The organism is Youngiibacter multivorans, assembly GCF_017873395.1.
Classification (GTDB): domain Bacteria; phylum Bacillota; class Clostridia; order Clostridiales; family Clostridiaceae; genus Youngiibacter; species Youngiibacter multivorans.
This window is the reverse complement of the sequence record NZ_JAGGKC010000009.1, coordinates 1-17,919: the sequence shown is the minus strand read 5'-3', so window position 1 is coordinate 17,919 and position 17,919 is coordinate 1. Positions and strand designations below refer to the sequence as shown.

The following is a 17,919-nucleotide window of genomic DNA, read 5'->3' as shown; positions in this document are numbered from 1 at the left end:
AGCGGAGCTGGCAGGATCAATGCGATCCTGCCAATGATATCAGTCGAGTGTATGAACGAACAATCCGCTTCTCAGCTTCGGTTCGAACCATGTGGATTTTGGAGGCATTACCTCTCCGGCATCAGCGATATCAATAAGGTCCATTATGGTTGTCGGGAACATTGAGAACGCTACCTTCATATCCAGGCTTACCCGCCTTTCAAGTTCAGCAAGTCCTCTGATTCCTCCGACAAAATCAATCCTCTTGTCGGTTCTCGGATCCTCTATGCCAAGTATCGGGTGCAGAAGGTTGTTCTGCATTATTGCCACATCAAGCCTCTTCTGTATATCCGATTCATCGTATGTTCCGGCCTTCGCTTCAAGCTCGTACCAGCTTCCGCCAAGGAACATTCCGAATGTATGCTTCCTCGAAGGTTTAAGCTGTCCCTCGCCTTCATATCTTGTCACTCTAAACTTCTCAGCCACCCTGGCAATGAATTCTTCCTCTGACATTCCGTTAAGGTCCTTTACGACCCTGTTGTAGTCCATTATCCTCAGCTCATTGCTTGGGAACAGAACCGACAGGAAATAGTTGAACTCCTCTTCTCCCGTGAAATCAGGCTTTGCGCCTCGTCTCATTACACCAACTCTTACCGCAGAAGCTGCCCTGTGGTGTCCGTCAGCGATATATAGTGATTCAACTGAAGAAAATTCCTTTTCAAGCCTTTCTATTACAGCATCATCCTTAATCACCCAGACCGTATGTGAGATTCCATCATCTGCCACGAAGTCATAGCAGGGCATATTTTCAGCCTTGTATGCCTCAATTATGCCTGTTATCGATTCCTTCGCGATATAGGTCTGGAAGATCGGGCCTGTGTGGGCATTTGTAGTGTCAACGTGCCTTATCCTGTCCTCTTCCTTGTCGGCTCTCGTGAATTCATGCTTCTTGATGACATTGTTCAGATAGTCGTCAATCGACGTACAGACCACAAGGCCAGTCTGAGAATAGCCATCCATAATGAGCCTGTATATGTAGAGGGCTTTCCTGTCTTCCCTTATAAATACGCCGCTATCTGCAAATCCGTATAGATTTTCTTTTGCCTTCTCATATACCGCCTTGTCATATAGGCCGGTCCCCACAGGAAGGTCAATCTCCGCTTTATCAACATGTAAAAAGGAGTATGGGTTGCCTTTAACGGCTTCCCTTGCCTCCTCGGAATTCATGACATCGTAGGGCAGTGCAGCCACTTTGTCAGCAAGGTCTTCTCTTGGCCTAAGTGCGCGAAAGGGTTTGATTGTTGCCATATCTCTTCAGTAACCTCCATATTTTCATATATTAGACTTTGCGCACGTTCCGCATGGAACTATAGAGTTCCATGTAGGAACGTGCGCCGTGCTTCATTTTTAAAAGAAATCTGTAATTATAGCCACGATCTCAGCGCCTATCTTCTCCTGCGCCTCCTTAGTGGCTCCACCTATATGGGGAGTGAGGGATATCTTGTCATGGGTGTAGACTCTCTCGCTCTTAGTCGGCTCCTCGCTGAATACATCAAGAGCAGCCGCCGATATCTTCCCTGAATCCAGGGCATCGCAAAGCGCATCCTCATCTATGAGTCCGCCCCTTGAGGTGTTGACGAGGTAAACTCCATCCTTCATGAGAGCTATCTCTTCAGTTCCTATGATATGTTTCTTGTCGGAAGGCTTGGGCATGTGCAGCGATATGAAATCGGAGGTACTTAAAAGCTCCTCCAGCTCCATATACCTGTATGGCTCATTTTCAACCTTGGGTCCTGTCCTGTTGGTGTAGACCACTTCCATTCCAAGCGCCCGGGCCCTAACCGCCACTTCCTTCGCTATCCTTCCCATTCCTATGAGCCCAAGGGTCTTACCCGAAAGCTCAATTCCTTCGTACTTCTTCTTGTTCCACTGGCCAAGTCTCATCGTATGGTTTGAGATGTGTATGAATCTAGCTATGTTCAGCATATGTGCGATTGTAAGCTCCGCAACAGATACGCTTGAGGCTTTCGGGGTGTTCCTCACAGCAATGCCATGTTCTTCTGCATAGGCGACATCTATGTTATCGACGCCTACACCGCCCCTTATCACGAGTTTCAGCCTGCCTGCCGTCAGGGCTTCGTCTATGAGATTCTGCCTTACTTTTGTAGCAGACCTCACAACCAAAGCATCAAACTCTTTGATCCTTTCCTTCAGCTCCTCTGGTTCATAAAACTTTGAAACTACCTCATAGCCAAGATTTTCAAGTTTTGAGACGGCGCTTTTTTCAAGGCCGTCTGCAGCCAGTATCCTTATCATCATACCCTCCGGAAATATTCGATTTTTTTATGAATTTCTTGCTTCGAACTCCCTCATGAATTCAACGAGCTTGACGATACCTTCAGTCGGCATCGCATTGTAAATTGATGCTCTCATTCCTCCCACTGCCCTGTGTCCTTTAAGGTTCTCGAATCCTGCCGCTTTCGATTCCTTTACGAACTTGTCATCCAGAGCTTCATCACCAGTCTTGAATGTGACGTTCATCATTGACCTGTCTCTCTCAAGAACAGTGCTCTTGAACATCTTGCTCTCTTCCAGGAAATCATATAGTACCTTCGCCTTTGCTTTGTTGATCTTCTCCATCTCAACAAGACCGCCTAGTTTCTCGATCCACTCAAGGACCAGCTTCAGAATATATATCCCGTAGGTAGGAGGCGTGTTGTACATTGAATCATTGTCTATCATGACCTTGTAGTCCAGCATAACAGGGGTCGTCGGCTGAGTCTTTCCAGCCAGGTCCTCTCTGATTATGACAACTGTCAGTCCTGCAGGTCCCATGTTCTTCTGGGCTCCGGCATATATCAATCCGTACTTTGATACATCCACAGGCTCTGAAAGGATGCATGACGACATGTCAGCGACTATCGGCACATTTCCGGTCTCAGGTATATACTTCCAAGTGGTTCCGTAGATCGTGTTGTTCGTGCAGATGTGCAGGTAGTCTGCTTCAGGGTCAAGCGTCAGTTCGTCCTGCTGCGGAATATGTGCATAGTTGTCTGCCTTTGAAGTACCGGCGAGGTTTATGGTTCCGAACTTCTGGGCTTCCTTGTATGCATTGTTCGAGAAATTTCCGCTGACCACGTAGTCAGCCTTTCCGCTGCCTGTCAGAAGGTTCAGTGGAACCATGGCAAACTGGAGAGTTGCTCCGCCCTGAAGGAAAAGCACCTTGTAGTTGTCAGGGACTCCCATGATCTTTCTGAATTTGGCTTCCGCTTCCTTGATTATCCCATCATAGACCTTGCTCCTGTGGCTCATTTCCATAACGGACATACCTGAGTTGTTGTAGTCGAGCATTTCGGATGCTGCTTTCTCAAGGACCTCTACTGGCAGCATTGAAGGACCGGCTGAAAAATTGTAGATTCTAGTCATTTCGCATCTCCTTTTCTGATAGTCAATTCTGACAATTATTTAACTATTGAATGTCGTATTACTATTATTGCATGCAAATACACGAAAGTAAAATCACTTTTTCAAATAATCGTACGTTTATCAGATTAATCTGCTAAAGATCATACTGTCACCTCAAGATTGACCCCCATCTCATCGATGCTGAGCGGTATTCCATCCTCAAGATACACCTTATCTACATACATCGAAGTCATCAGGCTCAGCAATCCGCCATACTTGAGCCCGAACCTGAGTACATCACCTACATTATACTCCCTGACGGACTTTGAAACATCCATAATCATATGGTCTGAACTTGCCCCTATGATTTCCACATCAGGTTCAAGCGGATATATTGCTGAAGGGTCCACATCCTGCTTCCCGATTGCAACTATCGCTCTCTTTATGATGCCTCTGTCGCGATAAACAGGCTTGTTTCCGAATGCATCCATACCGATCCTGCCATGAGGTACGGATGGCTTCTCCTTGACCTCTATGATCTGTGCCTTCAATATGAAGTTGTCGTCGTGCAGCTTTTCAAGATGCCTTCCAAAGGCTGTTTCCTTTCCAAGCAGGATCACCTCTCCGAGCCTCAGGTTATTTATTCCCTCAGGGAATCCTTCATTCTCATAAAGCAGGTAGACGCTGGATGAACTTCCACCCGAAACTATCTCGATATTCAGGCTGTTTTCCTTCTTCATCGCCTCGGTTATATCCACAAGCCTCTTAAGCGTATCGCTTTCTGGTATGACTCCTCCGAAGCAGGTGAGGTTAACCCCGAAGCCGGCTATCTCAACTCCACTGACCTTAACAGCTTCCCTGCAGAAATCAGGAACCCTGTGGTACCTGATGCCCTCCCTGTAGTCTCCAAGGTCTACCATTACTATGACCTTGTGTACCTTTCTTCTTCTGATTGCAGATGCGCCAAGAAGCCTCAGCGTCTCTATTTCAGAATTCAGGCTGTAGTCCGCATAAAGGACCACATCATCAATTTCGCTCTTTTGCGGAAGTCTCAGAAGTACTTTTTTGGCATGAATATCCTTAAGCTTCTTCAGGTTCTGTATCCTTGAATCTGCTATAAACTGTGCACCGCCTTTTAGCATTGCCTGAACTATTTCCCTCTTGGCCCCGAAACCCTTAGTAACGGCCATTACGCTGATACCCTTCTTACCGAGGTCATGGACCATGGTCTGAGTGTTTCTTTCAATCTTCTTAAGATCCACCTCTACCTGCGGATACATGTCCTCACCTCCCTTTTGCCCGGATCAGATCTCCAGGCTCCACTTTAGGAGCTCAAGGGCTCCTTCCCTGTAGCTCCCCGCCATTACACCGACAGACGCCATGATATACCTCGTGTCCAGATGCACCTCGGCCTCATTCTTGGGAAGAAGCTCAGTTCCCTTTCCAATCCTTTGGATTCCCTCCAGTATGTGCCTGCCACCTTGAAGCCTTGATAATGCACCGCCAGTACCTATGATATGCCTCACAGATGTAAGGTCCTTTCCTTCAGCTGCCATTCGCCTTCCTCCTGCTTCACCATACAGATGCCTTGTGACTCCGGCATGTCTTCTGACTGAAACTTCGACAGCCTTTTCAGCAAGTCTTGATGCCATTCTCAATTCAAGTTCCTCTGACGGGATAGGCCTCAGGTCCCTTACCAGCTCACTTGCAACTTTCCCGAATTCCTTCTCAAGCTCATCAATGCCAATCAGGTCTGCAAGATTCCATCTGTTGACATACACTCCAAGGTCACCCTCGACAGTCCTCTTTGCGAGGGGTTCAGGCGCCATGAGGATCCTTGATATCTCTTCTGAACCTTCAGCCACAGAATGCACATCGGTCGTCGCACCACCGACATCAATGACCAGAAGGTCTCCCAGAGATTCATAAAGAAGCTTCGCAGCCTCCATGACTGCCCCCGGAGTAGGCATTATCCTTCCATTTACCATTTCCCGCACTTTGTGCATCCCGGGCGCTTCCATGATGTGCTCTTCAAACACCTTCTGTATCACCCTTCTTGCAGGCTCCACATTCAGCACGTCTATCCTCGGGTATACATTGTCCACAATATAGACTTTCCCTTCATAACCATCGAGGATGCTTCTTATCTCGTCCTGGTTCTCTATGTTGCCGGCATAGATTACCGGTGCCTTGAGTCCTGATTCCCTTATCACCCTTGCGTTATGGAGAGAAGTTTCCCTCTCGCCGAAGTCAAGCCCTCCCGCTATCATGATGATATTAGGCGAAATGGACTTTAGCTTTTCAATGTCGCTCTTCCTTAGCTTGCCCGATGTCACCAGACTGACATTGGCGCCTGCGCCTAAAGCTGCCTCCCTCGCTGCCTTGACGGTCATGTCCTGGACAAGCCCATGCACCGTCATCCTGAGCCCGCCTGCCGCACTTGAGGAGGCAAGGAATTCCTTACCTGTTATTTCACTGCACCCAAGCCTAAAGCAGAGGTCTTCCGAAGCATTCTTCAGGCCAATTGTCACATCCCCTTCAGCTACGGTTGTCGCGCCCTGGCCCTGACCAAGATACTGCCATCTTCCGTCAATCTCCTTGAACGCATTGAGCTTGGTGGTCGTGCTACCTATTTCAGCAACGAGCACATCGCATTCCATGGATACCACCACCTCCAATCACTATTTTTCAAGTCTATTTCTTACCAGGAAGTCAGCCACCTGTATACCCTTCGTGCCTCTTCCGAAGCCTGCATCGATCCCTGTCAGCATAGCCTGCTTATCTGATATCTGGGTTCCACCACCGATGATGATGAGTTTTTCCCTTACGCCCTTTTCAATCGCAGTGTCGCAAAGCTTCTTCAGATTCCTGTAATGTATTCCGTCATGACTTATTATCACGCTGGCAAGGACCGCATCGGCATCCGCTTCAACAGCTGCATCTATCATCTTTTCAACAGGCACGGAGGTTCCAAGGTAAATACATTCAATTCCATATTTCTCTATCCCGCCATGCTTGATGTCGATTATCTCCCGAAGACCTACCGAATGTTCGTCTTCACCCAAAGTTCCTCCGATTATCCTCATGGGTCTTTCAGATATTTCTTTCCTTATTTCCTCTTCGGACAGGAGCTCAGGCTTCCTCATGATTTCAAGGCTTGCCGCGTCCAGGTCAAATGCAACCCTTCCCCTGATTTCAACAAGTGTGCCTTCAGCAGGCTGCATAACAAGGGTGTGTACCACCTCTACATCCTTAAGGCCCTGCTTCCTTCCAATCTCCAGGGCAGCAGCCTTTGCGGTCTCTTCATCAAAAGGAAGCATCATGGTCTGAAGTACTACCCCGTCCCCGGCCCATTCCGCCTCGGGCATTATATGCTCCCTCGAGAAATACTGCCTTGAATCATTGAGCCTGACTGTGACATTGTCTTCCGGATCAAGCTCGTCGATGTACGCTATCTTCTCATGCCTTTCGAATGTTGAACCTCCAATGAGGTCTGATGGTCTTAATGTCCCTTCGGGCAGTTGATTATTACCGAAATGTGCCGTTACAGGAGCCATATAGTCATCGTCTCTCTTGTAAACTGTCCCTGCCGCAACTCCGCCATCAATCCGCCTTGCTATTCCATCTCCATTTCTCTCGGGATAGTACCCCGAATCCACGAAGAATCCATTCTCCACCGCCTTGAAGTATCCCCCCGCCTCTATTATCTCCTCCATGAAGAGGACTGCCCTCTCCTTGATTTCCCTGACCTTCTCCCTTAGGTCACCTGTATCCTTCAGGCATATCATGTCCATCAGACCGTCAAGTCCTGCAAAAACCTGCTTTGCTGTGCTAACCGCCGCAATGTTGTTATAGGACCACGGTACGTTTCTTCCCTCATCAGGGGTTATTGTTGACTGTATGTCAGTTCCTGTCAGCTCGGATATAAGGAGATTTAGGACATGGGTTACAGTAGCTTCTCTTGTGTCAGACTCCATGTACTTTGTATTCTGCTGCGCCCTCATCCTGAAGCCGCTAAACAGCTCACGCAAGGCCACTGCATATGGCAGGTCCAGCCTCATGCATGGTGCCGGAGGTGCTGTCGGCGGCACAGTGGAAAGGCATATGTTCTCCTTACTGATACCAGCCTTAAGGGAATACACTGAATTAATAGCATGCTGCACTATCAGCTCCGGAAGCACCTTCCACGCCTCCCTGGCAGTCGCATTTGCATTGTGGGCCCCGTCAATCTGAGCCATTCCAGCATATGCCATTATGCATTTGGCTTCTCCCGCATCAACGAAGGACCTGACCATGTTGATGTTCCTGTACAGCACATTGTACTGAGGATCCTGATGTGCCCCATTGACTCCTTCTTCGGCGAACATGACAGCAATCTCAGGACCTGCAACTCCAGACACATAGGAATGATAGTTTATCTCCCGTCCGACTTCTTCCTCTATCAGGTCGAGAGCCTTCCTCTGTGCCCTCACCTGCTTCCTGGTTATGGGAATGCCTCCTATCCCCTGCGGCGTACCCTCTATGAGTCCGTCATAGTGGCTCTGCCCGGCAGTCCTTATCACCATGATATGGTCTGCGCCATGCCATGCTGCCATCCTCATCCTGCGAATATCATCCTCAAATCTTCCCGAAGCTATTTCAGTTGTAATGACAGGACCGCACTGCGGGTCAATTCCACCAAAATACTTGGATGAAGGAAGCGGTACGCTGTTTTCAAGGGGCTTCGTCATTTCCCTGTATTCAAACGGACCCATTCTGATGCCTTCCGCCTTCTCCCTCCAGTGCCAGCCATATCGCTTCGGCCTGTAAGAGGCAAGATCCTTCAGTATCTCATCGATGTCTATCTTTTCATCTTTTCTGAGATCCATTTCCCAAACCTCCCCTGAAGGCTTCAATTGCCAGATCCATGTGCAATCCTTCTGCCATCTCGCGTCCTGTGGTCAGATAATAAGTCCCGAGCTTCTCTGAAACCCTTAGGACCACATTCCCCGCTCCTTTTCCCATGAGGCCGGCATCGATTATCCTCTCCACAATCTCTTTCGCTTCAATGCTCGAAAATCCCATCCTAAGCAGCACAGACCTCTCGATCGATGGGGTTGTGCTATTCTTTGCAAGCTCTATGAGCGGGTCTGTCACAACTTCTGAAAGCATAAAGAACCTTTCCTTCAGCTCATCATCGCTAAGGGATTTAAGGTGCTCTCTTCTTAATTCAAAATCATCTTCTCTCTTCAATGCCATATTTATCCCTCCATCAGGGATGAACCACCCCATTGTCGTCAAGTATCCCTATAACCTCTTTGAGGTCAAGCCTCGTCTCATCCAGGAGAAACCGGATATCTCTTTGATCAACTGACTTTACCTGTCGCAGGTTCAGGAGATTTCCAGCCAGAGACCTTCTCAGCTTCAGCATGTCTATTTCAACCGGGCGAATAAGCTCCGGCGAAGAAGGCAGCACTATTGATCTTCCTGGAACCTCAGTTGCCGGGTCACCTATTGATATTTCAATGCCGTGCTGTCTTGCGAATGAAAGCTGGGCAAGATGATGCTTTCCTGCACCTGTGTATTCTGTCTCCTGCACCACTATGATCTCATCCCTGTCCATCTCCATTGATAAGGCAAACGCTGCAGCAAGCGATGTATTGCCTGCAGGTCCTCTTTCAAGTCCCTCCAGCTGGGCAAGTGCCTCAGTCATGTAGAATACTTCGCCCTGCCTAACAGTAAGGTACCTGTCCATGTATCTCAGGGCCCTGGCTGCGCTTCTCGGTACGTCGGACCTGTCCGGGTATGATGCGAAGGGCACTCCGAAACCAGTGTGGCCTGTGGTGAAGGACTTCCTGTTGAAGTCTGTATCTGATGCCATATGGAGGCCTGAAAGGTCGACACTTGCGCCGATCACCTTAGTTTCAGCTGCCCCACCCTTTAAAAGACCCCTTGCTGTACCAGTAAGGTTTCCTCCCCCGGCATGGGTTATAACCACTGCTTCAGGATGCTTGCCGAACCGTCTCAAAGTCTCCTCCGCTATCTCATATCCAAGAGTCTCAATTCCCGCTATCCCAAATGCCGAATAAAGCGATGCGTTGAAATACCCAGTCTCCTCAAGTATAAGGAGAAATGTGTGAAAAAGTTCCGGTCCTACTGACAGCTGAATTACCTCAGCACCAAGTGATTCACACTTTCGCTGTTTCTCAAGTATTTCAGGCTGACCAACTCCCTTTGAATCAAAGCATTCCTGTAGCACGATGCATTTGAGGTTCTTCATGGCTGCCTGCGACGCTACGGCTGCGCCATAATTGCCCGAGGTTGCAGCCACCACCCCTTTGTATCCAAGCTTTTTTGCATGGTGTACTGAGATTGCAGCTCTCCTGTCCTTGAAGCTTCCGGAAGGGTTGGATGCTTCATCCTTGATGAATATCCTTGCGCCTTTCCTTCCACCTGCAACAAGCCTTGCAGCATTTGTAAGGTTCTTAAGCTCAAGAAGAGGTGAATTGCCTACTCCTGCGTCATGCTGGATTCTGATGCAGTCTTCAAGGGAATAGCCGGTTGATGACATAAGAGCCTCATAATCGAATGAAAGCGGCGAAATCTCGAAGCTGGAATAATCCATGCCAATCGCCTTTTTCATGATTTCGTTTCTTCTGTCCATTACTGCCCGGTAGCTATCATCCTTCGTCATGGCTGCCCTCCCCGATGAGTTTTTTTAAGTCCCTTCCTATATATAGTATCTCCGGGATGAATTCTTCTCCGAATCCATGGTCATAGGTTGGATTGACCTGTACAAGGGTGCCGGATACCGTCCTTCCGGTCAGGGTTTGGATTACAGCATTCTCCCCAGTTTCAGACCCCTCCATAAGAAATCCCTTTGTCCAGGCTTCGAGAGGAACCTTCGCAGTATCCTCAGGCAGGTTTTCAGCCCTTTCTTCAGGCTTTAGGATAACTCTATGTATCCTGACCCATGTCCCCTTTTGAACCTTCACGGATATTTCCTCCTTTGCCTATGTGATTCCTGAAGTCATCCATGATGCAGTGTGGTATAGTCATATCCATCATTGTAAGGAGCCCTGGAGGCGATGACAGAACCTGCGGAATTATGTTGACTGCGGATGCTATGGTACCTATACCGCCAGGAGTCTCAGGCCTGATCACCACATGCAGGTCCGGATCGCCATAAATGTCAATGAAATCACCGGTCTCTATCCCCTCAAGCTCCGGCCTCACCTGCTGAGGATGCTCAAGGGTTATCACAGGAACCCCGTTCCTGTATGCGACAGCAGAATGGCTGCAGCCTGCCGTCATTCCAGGTTTTATGTCGACCAGGTCAGTCTTTCTTTCAACAGTGGACATTATAGGTTCCCTTGTCTCAACTATCTCGTCATACTCCAGACCTAATGCATCAGCGATCATTGGTATTGACTGCAGGAACCCGATATGGCCGTGTATCTGTCCATCTTTCACTCCTTCTATGAACGCCTCCATGGATAGTCCCACTCCCTGTTCCTCCATGACCGTCTTCCCATAAGGCGACAGGTCATTCACCCTTCTGGCCTTGATCTGCCTGACGCTCCTTGTCCCATAGGTAAGTGCGGCAATAAGGGAATCCAGCACAAAGCCCGGATTTACCCCTGTCCCAAGTACAGTTATGCCATGGTCCTTGGCCATGCTGTCTATCTTCTTAGACAATTCGGGTTCGGTCCGGAATGGATATGCCATCTCTTCCGCAATGGTAATGACATCTGCTCCATATCTTGCGCAAAGCTCTATTTCATCTGCAACTCCCCTTACGTATGAGCTTATTGAAAGTATCACTACATCAGGTCTTGCAGATGAGAGCACCTTCTCCGCATCATTATCAACCTTAATTCCAACAGGGCTGTCAAATCCCAGAAGTTCGCCAAGATCCTTCCCGACCCCGGTTGTCCTCCCTATCGCACCGACTACTTCGATTCCCTGCTTTTTCATGAGCATGTCCAGGATACCCCTGCCCATTTTCCCTACGCCCCATCCAACCACCTTGATCATCAAAAACTCACCTCTATTAAAATAAAATATACTTCTTATACCAATTATCTATTGTCTTTATGCAATGTAAACCTTTTATTCATCTAATTTAAGCATATCAAATGCGCTGATGTTTTGTAACCCCCTGAGGTGATTGGACAAGCAACTCCATAAGTTTATTTTTCGCAATTGTTTACCAATTGGTAAGATTTGGTTCAGACAAATCCCTGATTCTTGCTATACAGTTATATAAAGGGCAAGGGAGGTAAAGGATGAGCTGGATATACGAAACTATCAGGTACCTGTCCAATTTTGACACTCACATTGCAGATCTGATCCAAAATATTGGACCCTACGCCTATCTGGTGCTTTTCGTGATGATCTTCATGGAGACTGGTGGTGTCATAACTGCATTCCTGCCCGGAGACTCGCTTCTTGTCGGAGCAGTGGCTTTCGCTGCAAGGGGAGATTTGTCTCTTCCAATACTCATTGCAGGATTCATTATCGCAACCATACTTGGAGATTTGCTAAATTTTCATATAGGTAGATATTTCGGCGGCAGATATGACGCTGCTACATTCCACAGGTTTATCAGGCATGATGACTGGGAACGGGCAAAAAACTTCTATAAGCACAAGGGAAGGCGTTCATTCCTCATTTCCAGGTTCGTGCCTGTAGCCAGAGGACTAAATCCTTTCGTTGCTGGTTTCACCCGCGTTGAGTACAGGGATATTGCTGTCTTCAACATAATTGGTAATATAATATGGGCCTTACTCTACTCTTTAGTGGGATTTCTTTTCGGAAACATTGAAGCTGTGCAGGACAAATTTCATCTCCTTATATTTCTGATTATGGGAATTTCAATGGTACCTGCCACTGTTTTCCTCGTTCGGCGAAGGATGGAGGGACTTTGGAAAAATAAGGCATGAAAAAGGGATGCTCAATTGCATCCCTTAATTTCTAGCATGTTATTTCAATCAGGTTGCCTTCCGGATCGAGGAACACCGCCTCATAATACCCGTCTCCCGTAGTCCTTGGACCATCCTTATGGACATATCCCGAATCAGCCAGTCTTTCTGTCATCTGGTCTACCGCTTCTTTGCTGCCTACATCAAATGCAATATGTGCAAATCCTACTGATCCTGCAGACGGCTCACCTTTAATGTCTGTTCTCCTCATGAGCTCCAGGCTCGCATCACCTTCAAGCCTAAGAAAATACGACTCAAAGCCCTTCTTCTCATTTACATACTTTTCATTTGCCACTCCCTTGAAATATGTGCAGTAGAACTCCTTCATAACCTCGATGTCTCTGGTCCAGATTGCTACATGGGCTATCCTCATAGTAATTCACCTCTATCCGTTTACTCCATGATACACCTTGGTTGCCTTATAAGAAATCTTAAAGGTTGGCTGTGATATAATTGAACAAAAAAGAACACGAGGTGCAATATGAACCCTGTCGCATTTGATATTTTCGGATTAGAAATCGCCTGGTATGGCGTAATGATAACCATTGGAGTCCTGGCAGCTCTAACAGCTACCTGGTTCAACACAAAAAGGGGGAGGGAGGAAGCTGACTTCGACCACATTACAGATGCCTTCCTTTATGCATTCCCTATCGCTCTGATTGGCGCAAGACTTTACTATGTAATTTTCGAGTGGGACCAGTACAAGGGAGACCTGCTCAAGATACTTGATGTGAGAGGCGGAGGTCTTGCGATACATGGCGGTCTTATTGGAGCTGCAATCGGTGTACTAATATACAAGGCCGTCCACAAGAAGACTCTCAGCTACGTACTCAAGATGGCTGATGCAGCAGTTGTTACAATACCCCTTGCTCAGGCTATAGGAAGATGGGGCAACTTTTTCAATCAGGAAGCCCACGGCGGGCCGGTAACCAAAGAATTCATATCAATGTTCCCTGAATTCATCCAAAACGGAATGTTTATAGGGGGAACCTATTACCATCCAACCTTCCTTTATGAAAGCATATGGAACCTTCTGGTCTTCGCAGTCCTGATGTATCTGTACGGGAAGAAGAAGGAAGGCGCAGATGGAAGCCTCATTTACTGGTACATGATTCTGTACTCAATTGGCAGATTCGCAGTTGAAGGTCTCAGGACCGACAGCCTGATGTTCCTGGGACTAAGGCAGGCCCAGATAATCTCGCTCCTTGCGATAGCATTCGGAATAGTAATGCTTATATTGACCCGAAAGAAAAAGGCATAGAAGTAAACTATTACCTGATAACCAAGTGCGGGCACTGAAAATCCGGCTGAAAATGCCGAAAAATTTTCAATACAACCCGCACATTTTATTGACATCCCAGTCCCATTATTATACAATAGCTTTTGTACCCGCCCTCATAGTTCAATGGATAGAATAAGTCCCTCCTAAGGATTAGATATGGGTTCGATTCCCGTTGAGGGTACCATGGACAAAACCCCTTGATTATCAAGGGGTTTTGTTGTTTTTGCAATTCTTTTGGAACTTGTCTTACTCTTCTGGTTCGAAGTCGCTCTTTGGTGCCTGACACAGTGGACATACCCAGTCATCAGGAAGATCCTCGAAAGAAGTTCCTGGCTTTATTCCGTTATCAGGATCCCCAACCTTCGGATCATAGATATAGCCGCAAACCATACAAACATAGCCTTTCATAATAGTTACCTCTCTTCCTCATTTGATATGACAACATTATATTCCTATAAAAAAGCATATACAATGGATAATCATTCTCGCATTGATTTTTAACATCCAGTTAACTATTGTTTAATCTATAAACCAATTATCCTTGATAATCAATAAACAATTATTGACACCCTATGCAGCGCTGCGTATAATTCAAGTATCGTCCCCATGGATGATAGAGCAAATCAGAATAAAATTATCCAACGAATCCAAACAACAGGGAGTGAAAAGAATGATATTAAGATACATTACCGGTACGATCATAGGTGGAGTCCTCGGATTCCTTTATTACAAAATTGTAGGTTGCAGAACCGGAAGCTGTCCGATAACATCAAGTCCAATAAGATCAATAATATACGGTGCTGTTATGGGATTGATTCTGGCATAACAAAAGAAAAACAGAGGTGACAATTTGCGAAACAACAAATATCTTTATCTTGCCACTGTCGCGTTTTTTACACTCGGCATAATCAACATTCATTTTTCAATTCTCGGAACCATATGCATGGTTCTGCCATTTGTCCTCGCATACAGGGATAAAAAGAAAACCTGGTGTACAGGCTACTGTCCAAGGGCAAGTCTTTTTACGACACTTGGAAAGTTCAAGAAGAAAAGCACAAGAATGATTCCCAAGTTCATCCTTAACGGTGACCTTAAGAAGATCATACTGGTATATTTCAGCATCAGCCTGTTTTTTGTAACCATGTCTACAATAAGGGTTGCTGCAGGAAAGATGATGCCTATACTCTATCCAAGGTTCATGATTGTAATACCAATACCCATTCAATTCCCTCAGCTTCTTAGCATAGAAGGTTTAGCCCCATGGCTGACGCACCTGTCATTTCGGATGTACTCCATGATGATGACCACAACCATATTCGGTCTTATCCTGGGAGCCCTTTACAGGCCGAGGACCTGGTGTACCGTGTGTCCTGTATCAACCATATCAGACATGATTATTATCGATGGAAAAAAACCAAATACATCACTTAAGAATAGTGCCTGATTTTTCCAGGAGTTTTCACCATATTTGCTGAAGAATTTCATCAATTATTTCAGATGCTGTTAATATTTGGGTTATAATATGTGGGTATGGCTTTTAGCCTAATATTATAGCGAGGTACACAAATGCAATCTTATATCATTGAAATCATGGAAAAATTCGGATACATAGGAACATTTTTACTGATATTGCTCGAAAATGTTTTCCCTCCCATTCCTTCCGAGGTCATACTTACCTTCGGAGGATTCATGACCACAAGCACAAGCATGACGGTAATTGGAACCATCATTGCAGCGACAATCGGAAGCCTTCTTGGAGCCGTAATCCTCTACTACATTGGTCATATCCTGAACAGGGAAAGGCTTGATGTCATAGTAACAAAATACGGCCATATCCTCAGGCTTAAGGTATCAGACCTCGACAAGGCTGACGCATGGTTCGACAAATATGGCTACAGGACAATCTTCTTCTGCAGGATGGTGCCGATATTAAGGAGTCTGATTTCTATCCCAGCCGGAATGGCTGAGATGAAATTCAATTTATTCCTTCTATATACTACTCTCGGTACTCTGATCTGGAATACAGCACTTGTAACTGCGGGTGCAATGCTCGGTGAAAACTGGGAAAAGGTGCTCGAGTTCATGGACATCTACAGCAATGTGGCATATGGCGCCATTTTCATTGCCATAGCAGGATTCATCGGATACAAGATTTACACTGGCAGAAAAGCGGCATAGAAAAATCCTGGGTTTAAAGCCCAGGATTTTTTTCATTTGTCATCATGCGCATAAGCAACTTCACTTACCGGCTTCTCAGATGCCTTCCCGATCTCAACCATCTGATCAAGTGTATAGCCCATCATCATAAACAATGATTTCAGCCATTCATGGTCGAGTATCTCACCGACTACCACATAAGATACTTTGCCCATTGTGACATTTTCCTTCTTCGTAAATATTCCCTTGATGTCGCTAATCTCCAACATACCATTACCAATATTTTCGGTTACCATTTTGTTGAATTTCTCATTCATGAAAAGTCCTACCGTCTGCTCTGCATCATTGCTCTTCACCCTGTAGTTCTTGTCAAATTCAGGATTGCCAATCTCAATGTCCTGGCCACCGAATATCTTCATAGCTTTACTCAAGCCATGTTCCCGATATACTGTAAGATTGTAGTCACTCTTTTTCACAAATGGAGCCACTATCCTTGTGTAATTAGTCGTTGTGCTGTGATTATGGTTATCATGGCCAGCAGGTCCGGTATTATTAGTCTCACTATACATATCCATTTCGATTTCCCAGTTCTTGTAGGTAGCTACAACCTTAGGACCACCCTTTAGCATCCCTCTGTCAATGAATTGAGCACCCATCTCCTCGCTTAGAAGTTTCCAGCTTTCTGCCCTGTCCTTACCAGTCAATTTACTGAACAGACCCATGATTCCACCTCCTTATTTATCTCCATTATATACCCTCTATAACACGACAGTTCGTCTCCAAACAGCTTCATGGAAAATTTACAGCGTACATAAATTAGCCAAAGGAAACCCCGGTGTTACCACCGAGGCCCTTGCTGGTCCTATATGACAAGCTGCTATCGCTTAAGAGTTGTATCAATGTAAATCCACAGGATACTTTTCCTTTCGATTTTCGAGGAGAAAATCGAATTATTTATTATAACTGACATTTGAAATGGGGTCATGGTAGCCCACAACCCCATAGTTCGACATCAATACATTCTGAACGACACTACTGCTTCATACATTACAACATCAGAGTCATACCTGCTGATCAGCCCTTCTTGTTGGGATTCGGTTCCTTGTCATTTCCATTACCGGGCTTTTCTTCAACAGGAGGTTGGTCAACTGGCGGCTCCTCAACTGGTGGTTGTTCAACTGGCAGCTCCTCAACTGGCAGCTCCTCTACTAACGGTTGCTCTGCTGGTGGCTGTTCTGCTGGTGGCTCCTCCAAAGGAGCAAGTACTTCTGGAGCAGGTTCTTCAATCATCGCGTCTGCAGTTATTACTTCAGTCATTTCCATCGGAGCAATCATCATGGCACCCAAAGCTCCATTTGTTGCCTCATGCACCATCATATGGATTCCATAGTAGCTATACGATCCAAGATAGTCAAAGCTGAAGCTGGTTCCCGATGCTGGAATTGCTGTAAAGCTACCAATTGCAGGATTCTTCTTTGGAGGAGTACTTGTGTAACCCTGGATGTGAACAACTCCACCTTCCTGGAATTCATAACCATCAAGTGCGATAACTATCCTTACTCCGCCTGATATAGGTGATAATGTTGCAGTACCAACATAAGTAGTCTGTCCGGTGAATATAGCGACCGTCTTAGTTCCTCCAGTATATTGCAGATAAGTTGCCCAGCTCTTGTTAGTGTATCTGATAGTTCCTGGCTCCATTGTATTTGCTGCCCATGCCGTTTCATCCTGCGGGATGTAAGTATTTGTGAATACCCATACGCCTGCGTCATTCTGTACCGGTCCAGTCAGCATCCAGAGCGCTGCATTAATATCGGCCTCATCGAGACCTACAGTGTAAGTATATGGCAATCCTGTTGCATCATCGTACTTGTCCAATCCTGTGAAGGTATGTGCCCATGTCGGCGATGTCAGTTCAAAGGTAGCTACAGGTGTTGCTCCTCCATTTCTATAGACATTTGCAGTTATTGTTCCGCTTGTCGGAGCAGGTGCACCTACCCAAGTCTTAAGCACTGACAGTGATGTTGTCTCGTTGTTAGTATTTGTGAATACCCATACGCCCGCATCATTCATTACAGGTCCTGACAGTACCCATCCTGAAGGCACTTCACTCTCGTCAAGTCCTACAGTGTA

Annotated in this window: 19 protein-coding genes and 1 tRNA gene; 6 read left to right on the top strand and 14 right to left on the bottom strand. The window is 46.4% G+C overall.

Annotation, left to right across the window (positions count from 1 at the left end):
- Positions 1-39: 39 nt before the first annotated feature.
- From J2Z34_RS06610 to ord, 10 genes are all read right to left on the bottom strand, one after another.
- On the bottom strand, positions 40-1,287 hold the full coding sequence (locus J2Z34_RS06610; protein ID WP_209459080.1) for a DUF1015 domain-containing protein: 1,248 nt from the start codon (positions 1,285-1,287) through the stop codon (positions 40-42).
- Positions 1,288-1,386: 99 nt separating this feature from the next.
- Entirely contained in the window at positions 1,387-2,295 is a 909-nt protein-coding gene (locus tag J2Z34_RS06605) for a D-2-hydroxyacid dehydrogenase (protein WP_209459079.1), read from the bottom strand.
- A gap of 27 nt (positions 2,296-2,322) precedes the next feature.
- On the bottom strand, positions 2,323-3,405 hold the full coding sequence (gene serC, locus J2Z34_RS06600; RefSeq protein ID WP_209459078.1) for a 3-phosphoserine/phosphohydroxythreonine transaminase: 1,083 nt from the start codon (positions 3,403-3,405) through the stop codon (positions 2,323-2,325).
- 140 nt (positions 3,406-3,545) lie between these two features.
- Positions 3,546-4,664 carry an ornithine racemase Orr gene (orr, locus tag J2Z34_RS06595; protein WP_209459077.1) on the bottom strand — a complete coding sequence of 373 codons (1,119 nt, stop codon included), beginning with the start codon at positions 4,662-4,664 and terminating at the stop codon, positions 3,546-3,548.
- A gap of 24 nt (positions 4,665-4,688) precedes the next feature.
- Entirely contained in the window at positions 4,689-6,044 is a 1,356-nt protein-coding gene (locus tag J2Z34_RS06590) for a GlmL-related ornithine degradation protein (protein ID WP_209459076.1), read from the bottom strand.
- A 21-nt stretch (positions 6,045-6,065) separates the two neighbouring features.
- The gene (gene oraE, locus J2Z34_RS06585; RefSeq protein ID WP_209459075.1) at positions 6,066-8,252 is read right to left on the bottom strand and encodes a D-ornithine 4,5-aminomutase subunit OraE; all 2,187 of its coding nucleotides are present in this window, start codon (positions 8,250-8,252) and stop codon (positions 6,066-6,068) included.
- On the bottom strand, positions 8,233-8,622 hold the full coding sequence (locus J2Z34_RS06580) for an ornithine aminomutase subunit alpha (RefSeq protein ID WP_209459074.1): 390 nt from the start codon (positions 8,620-8,622) through the stop codon (positions 8,233-8,235). The genes oraE and J2Z34_RS06580 overlap by 20 nt, the downstream gene beginning before the upstream one ends.
- A 13-nt stretch (positions 8,623-8,635) precedes the next feature.
- Complete coding sequence (gene ortB, locus J2Z34_RS06575; protein ID WP_209459073.1) at positions 8,636-10,057, bottom strand: 2-amino-4-oxopentanoate thiolase subunit OrtB; 1,422 nt, start codon at positions 10,055-10,057, stop codon at positions 8,636-8,638.
- Positions 10,044-10,358 carry a 2-amino-4-oxopentanoate thiolase subunit OrtA gene (gene ortA, locus J2Z34_RS06570; protein ID WP_209459072.1) on the bottom strand — a complete coding sequence of 105 codons (315 nt, stop codon included), beginning with the start codon at positions 10,356-10,358 and terminating at the stop codon, positions 10,044-10,046. The genes ortB and ortA overlap by 14 nt, the downstream gene beginning before the upstream one ends.
- A complete protein-coding gene (gene ord, locus J2Z34_RS06565; RefSeq protein ID WP_209459071.1) occupies positions 10,321-11,400 on the bottom strand; it encodes a 2,4-diaminopentanoate dehydrogenase in 1,080 nt (359 codons plus the stop codon). The genes ortA and ord overlap by 38 nt, the downstream gene beginning before the upstream one ends.
- A gap of 251 nt (positions 11,401-11,651) precedes the next feature.
- Here ord and J2Z34_RS06560 point away from each other — a divergent pair, with 251 nt between their 5' ends.
- Positions 11,652-12,308: a VTT domain-containing protein gene (locus J2Z34_RS06560; protein WP_209459070.1), complete on the top strand. Its 657-nt coding sequence runs from the start codon at positions 11,652-11,654 to the stop codon at positions 12,306-12,308.
- 31 nt (positions 12,309-12,339) lie between these two features.
- Here J2Z34_RS06560 and J2Z34_RS06555 read toward each other — a convergent pair whose 3' ends face one another.
- Positions 12,340-12,720, bottom strand: a complete 381-nt coding sequence (locus J2Z34_RS06555) for a VOC family protein (RefSeq protein ID WP_209459069.1) — start codon at positions 12,718-12,720, stop codon at positions 12,340-12,342.
- 108 nt (positions 12,721-12,828) lie between these two features.
- On the opposite strand from J2Z34_RS06555, the gene lgt reads away from it, so the two are divergent.
- Positions 12,829-13,608: a prolipoprotein diacylglyceryl transferase gene (gene lgt, locus J2Z34_RS06550; protein WP_209459068.1), complete on the top strand. Its 780-nt coding sequence runs from the start codon at positions 12,829-12,831 to the stop codon at positions 13,606-13,608.
- Positions 13,609-13,738: 130 nt separating this feature from the next.
- A tRNA-Arg gene (locus tag J2Z34_RS06545) sits at positions 13,739-13,813 on the top strand.
- A gap of 62 nt (positions 13,814-13,875) precedes the next feature.
- Here the strand turns inward: J2Z34_RS06545 and rd are convergent.
- A complete protein-coding gene (gene rd / locus J2Z34_RS06540; protein WP_209459067.1) occupies positions 13,876-14,037 on the bottom strand; it encodes a rubredoxin in 162 nt (53 codons plus the stop codon).
- 262 nt (positions 14,038-14,299) lie between these two features.
- Here rd and J2Z34_RS06535 point away from each other — a divergent pair, with 262 nt between their 5' ends.
- The 3 genes from J2Z34_RS06535 (at position 14,300) to J2Z34_RS06525 (ending at position 15,807) form a co-directional block, all read left to right on the top strand.
- Positions 14,300-14,455, top strand: a complete 156-nt coding sequence (locus J2Z34_RS06535; RefSeq protein ID WP_245250542.1) for a DUF6132 family protein — start codon at positions 14,300-14,302, stop codon at positions 14,453-14,455.
- A gap of 24 nt (positions 14,456-14,479) precedes the next feature.
- A complete protein-coding gene (locus J2Z34_RS06530) occupies positions 14,480-15,073 on the top strand; it encodes a 4Fe-4S binding protein (RefSeq protein ID WP_209459066.1) in 594 nt (197 codons plus the stop codon).
- A gap of 146 nt (positions 15,074-15,219) precedes the next feature.
- Positions 15,220-15,807 carry a DedA family protein gene (locus tag J2Z34_RS06525; RefSeq protein ID WP_245250541.1) on the top strand — a complete coding sequence of 196 codons (588 nt, stop codon included), beginning with the start codon at positions 15,220-15,222 and terminating at the stop codon, positions 15,805-15,807.
- 32 nt (positions 15,808-15,839) lie between these two features.
- Here J2Z34_RS06525 and J2Z34_RS06520 read toward each other — a convergent pair whose 3' ends face one another.
- Both J2Z34_RS06520 and J2Z34_RS06515 read right to left on the bottom strand, forming a co-directional pair.
- The gene (locus J2Z34_RS06520; protein WP_209459064.1) at positions 15,840-16,508 is read right to left on the bottom strand and encodes a hypothetical protein; all 669 of its coding nucleotides are present in this window, start codon (positions 16,506-16,508) and stop codon (positions 15,840-15,842) included.
- Positions 16,509-16,860: 352 nt separating this feature from the next.
- A partial coding sequence (locus J2Z34_RS06515) for a Cna B-type domain-containing protein (protein WP_209459063.1) occupies positions 16,861-17,919 on the bottom strand: 1,059 nt, incomplete at its 5' end.

Excerpts from the sequence above, each read along its gene's own strand:
- J2Z34_RS06610 (WP_209459080.1), bottom strand. The coding sequence starts at position 1,287 with ATGGCAACAATCAAACCCTTTCGCGCACTTAGGCCAAGAGAAGACCTT.
- J2Z34_RS06605 (WP_209459079.1), bottom strand. The coding sequence starts at position 2,295 with ATGATAAGGATACTGGCTGCAGACGGCCTTGAAAAAAGCGCCGTCTCA.
- serC (WP_209459078.1), bottom strand. The coding sequence starts at position 3,405 with ATGACTAGAATCTACAATTTTTCAGCCGGTCCTTCAATGCTGCCAGTA.
- orr (WP_209459077.1), bottom strand. The coding sequence starts at position 4,664 with ATGTATCCGCAGGTAGAGGTGGATCTTAAGAAGATTGAAAGAAACACT.
- J2Z34_RS06590 (WP_209459076.1), bottom strand. The coding sequence starts at position 6,044 with ATGGAATGCGATGTGCTCGTTGCTGAAATAGGTAGCACGACCACCAAG.
- oraE (WP_209459075.1), bottom strand. The coding sequence starts at position 8,252 with ATGGATCTCAGAAAAGATGAAAAGATAGACATCGATGAGATACTGAAG.
- J2Z34_RS06580 (WP_209459074.1), bottom strand. The coding sequence starts at position 8,622 with ATGGCATTGAAGAGAGAAGATGATTTTGAATTAAGAAGAGAGCACCTT.
- ortB (WP_209459073.1), bottom strand. The coding sequence starts at position 10,057 with ATGACGAAGGATGATAGCTACCGGGCAGTAATGGACAGAAGAAACGAA.
- ord (WP_209459071.1), bottom strand. The coding sequence starts at position 11,400 with ATGATCAAGGTGGTTGGATGGGGCGTAGGGAAAATGGGCAGGGGTATC.
- J2Z34_RS06560 (WP_209459070.1), top strand. The coding sequence starts at position 11,652 with ATGAGCTGGATATACGAAACTATCAGGTACCTGTCCAATTTTGACACT.
- J2Z34_RS06555 (WP_209459069.1), bottom strand. The coding sequence starts at position 12,720 with ATGAGGATAGCCCATGTAGCAATCTGGACCAGAGACATCGAGGTTATG.
- lgt (WP_209459068.1), top strand. The coding sequence starts at position 12,829 with ATGAACCCTGTCGCATTTGATATTTTCGGATTAGAAATCGCCTGGTAT.
- rd (WP_209459067.1), bottom strand. The coding sequence starts at position 14,037 with ATGAAAGGCTATGTTTGTATGGTTTGCGGCTATATCTATGATCCGAAG.
- J2Z34_RS06535 (WP_245250542.1), top strand. The coding sequence starts at position 14,300 with ATGATATTAAGATACATTACCGGTACGATCATAGGTGGAGTCCTCGGA.
- J2Z34_RS06525 (WP_245250541.1), top strand. The coding sequence starts at position 15,220 with ATGGAAAAATTCGGATACATAGGAACATTTTTACTGATATTGCTCGAA.
- J2Z34_RS06520 (WP_209459064.1), bottom strand. The coding sequence starts at position 16,508 with ATGGGTCTGTTCAGTAAATTGACTGGTAAGGACAGGGCAGAAAGCTGG.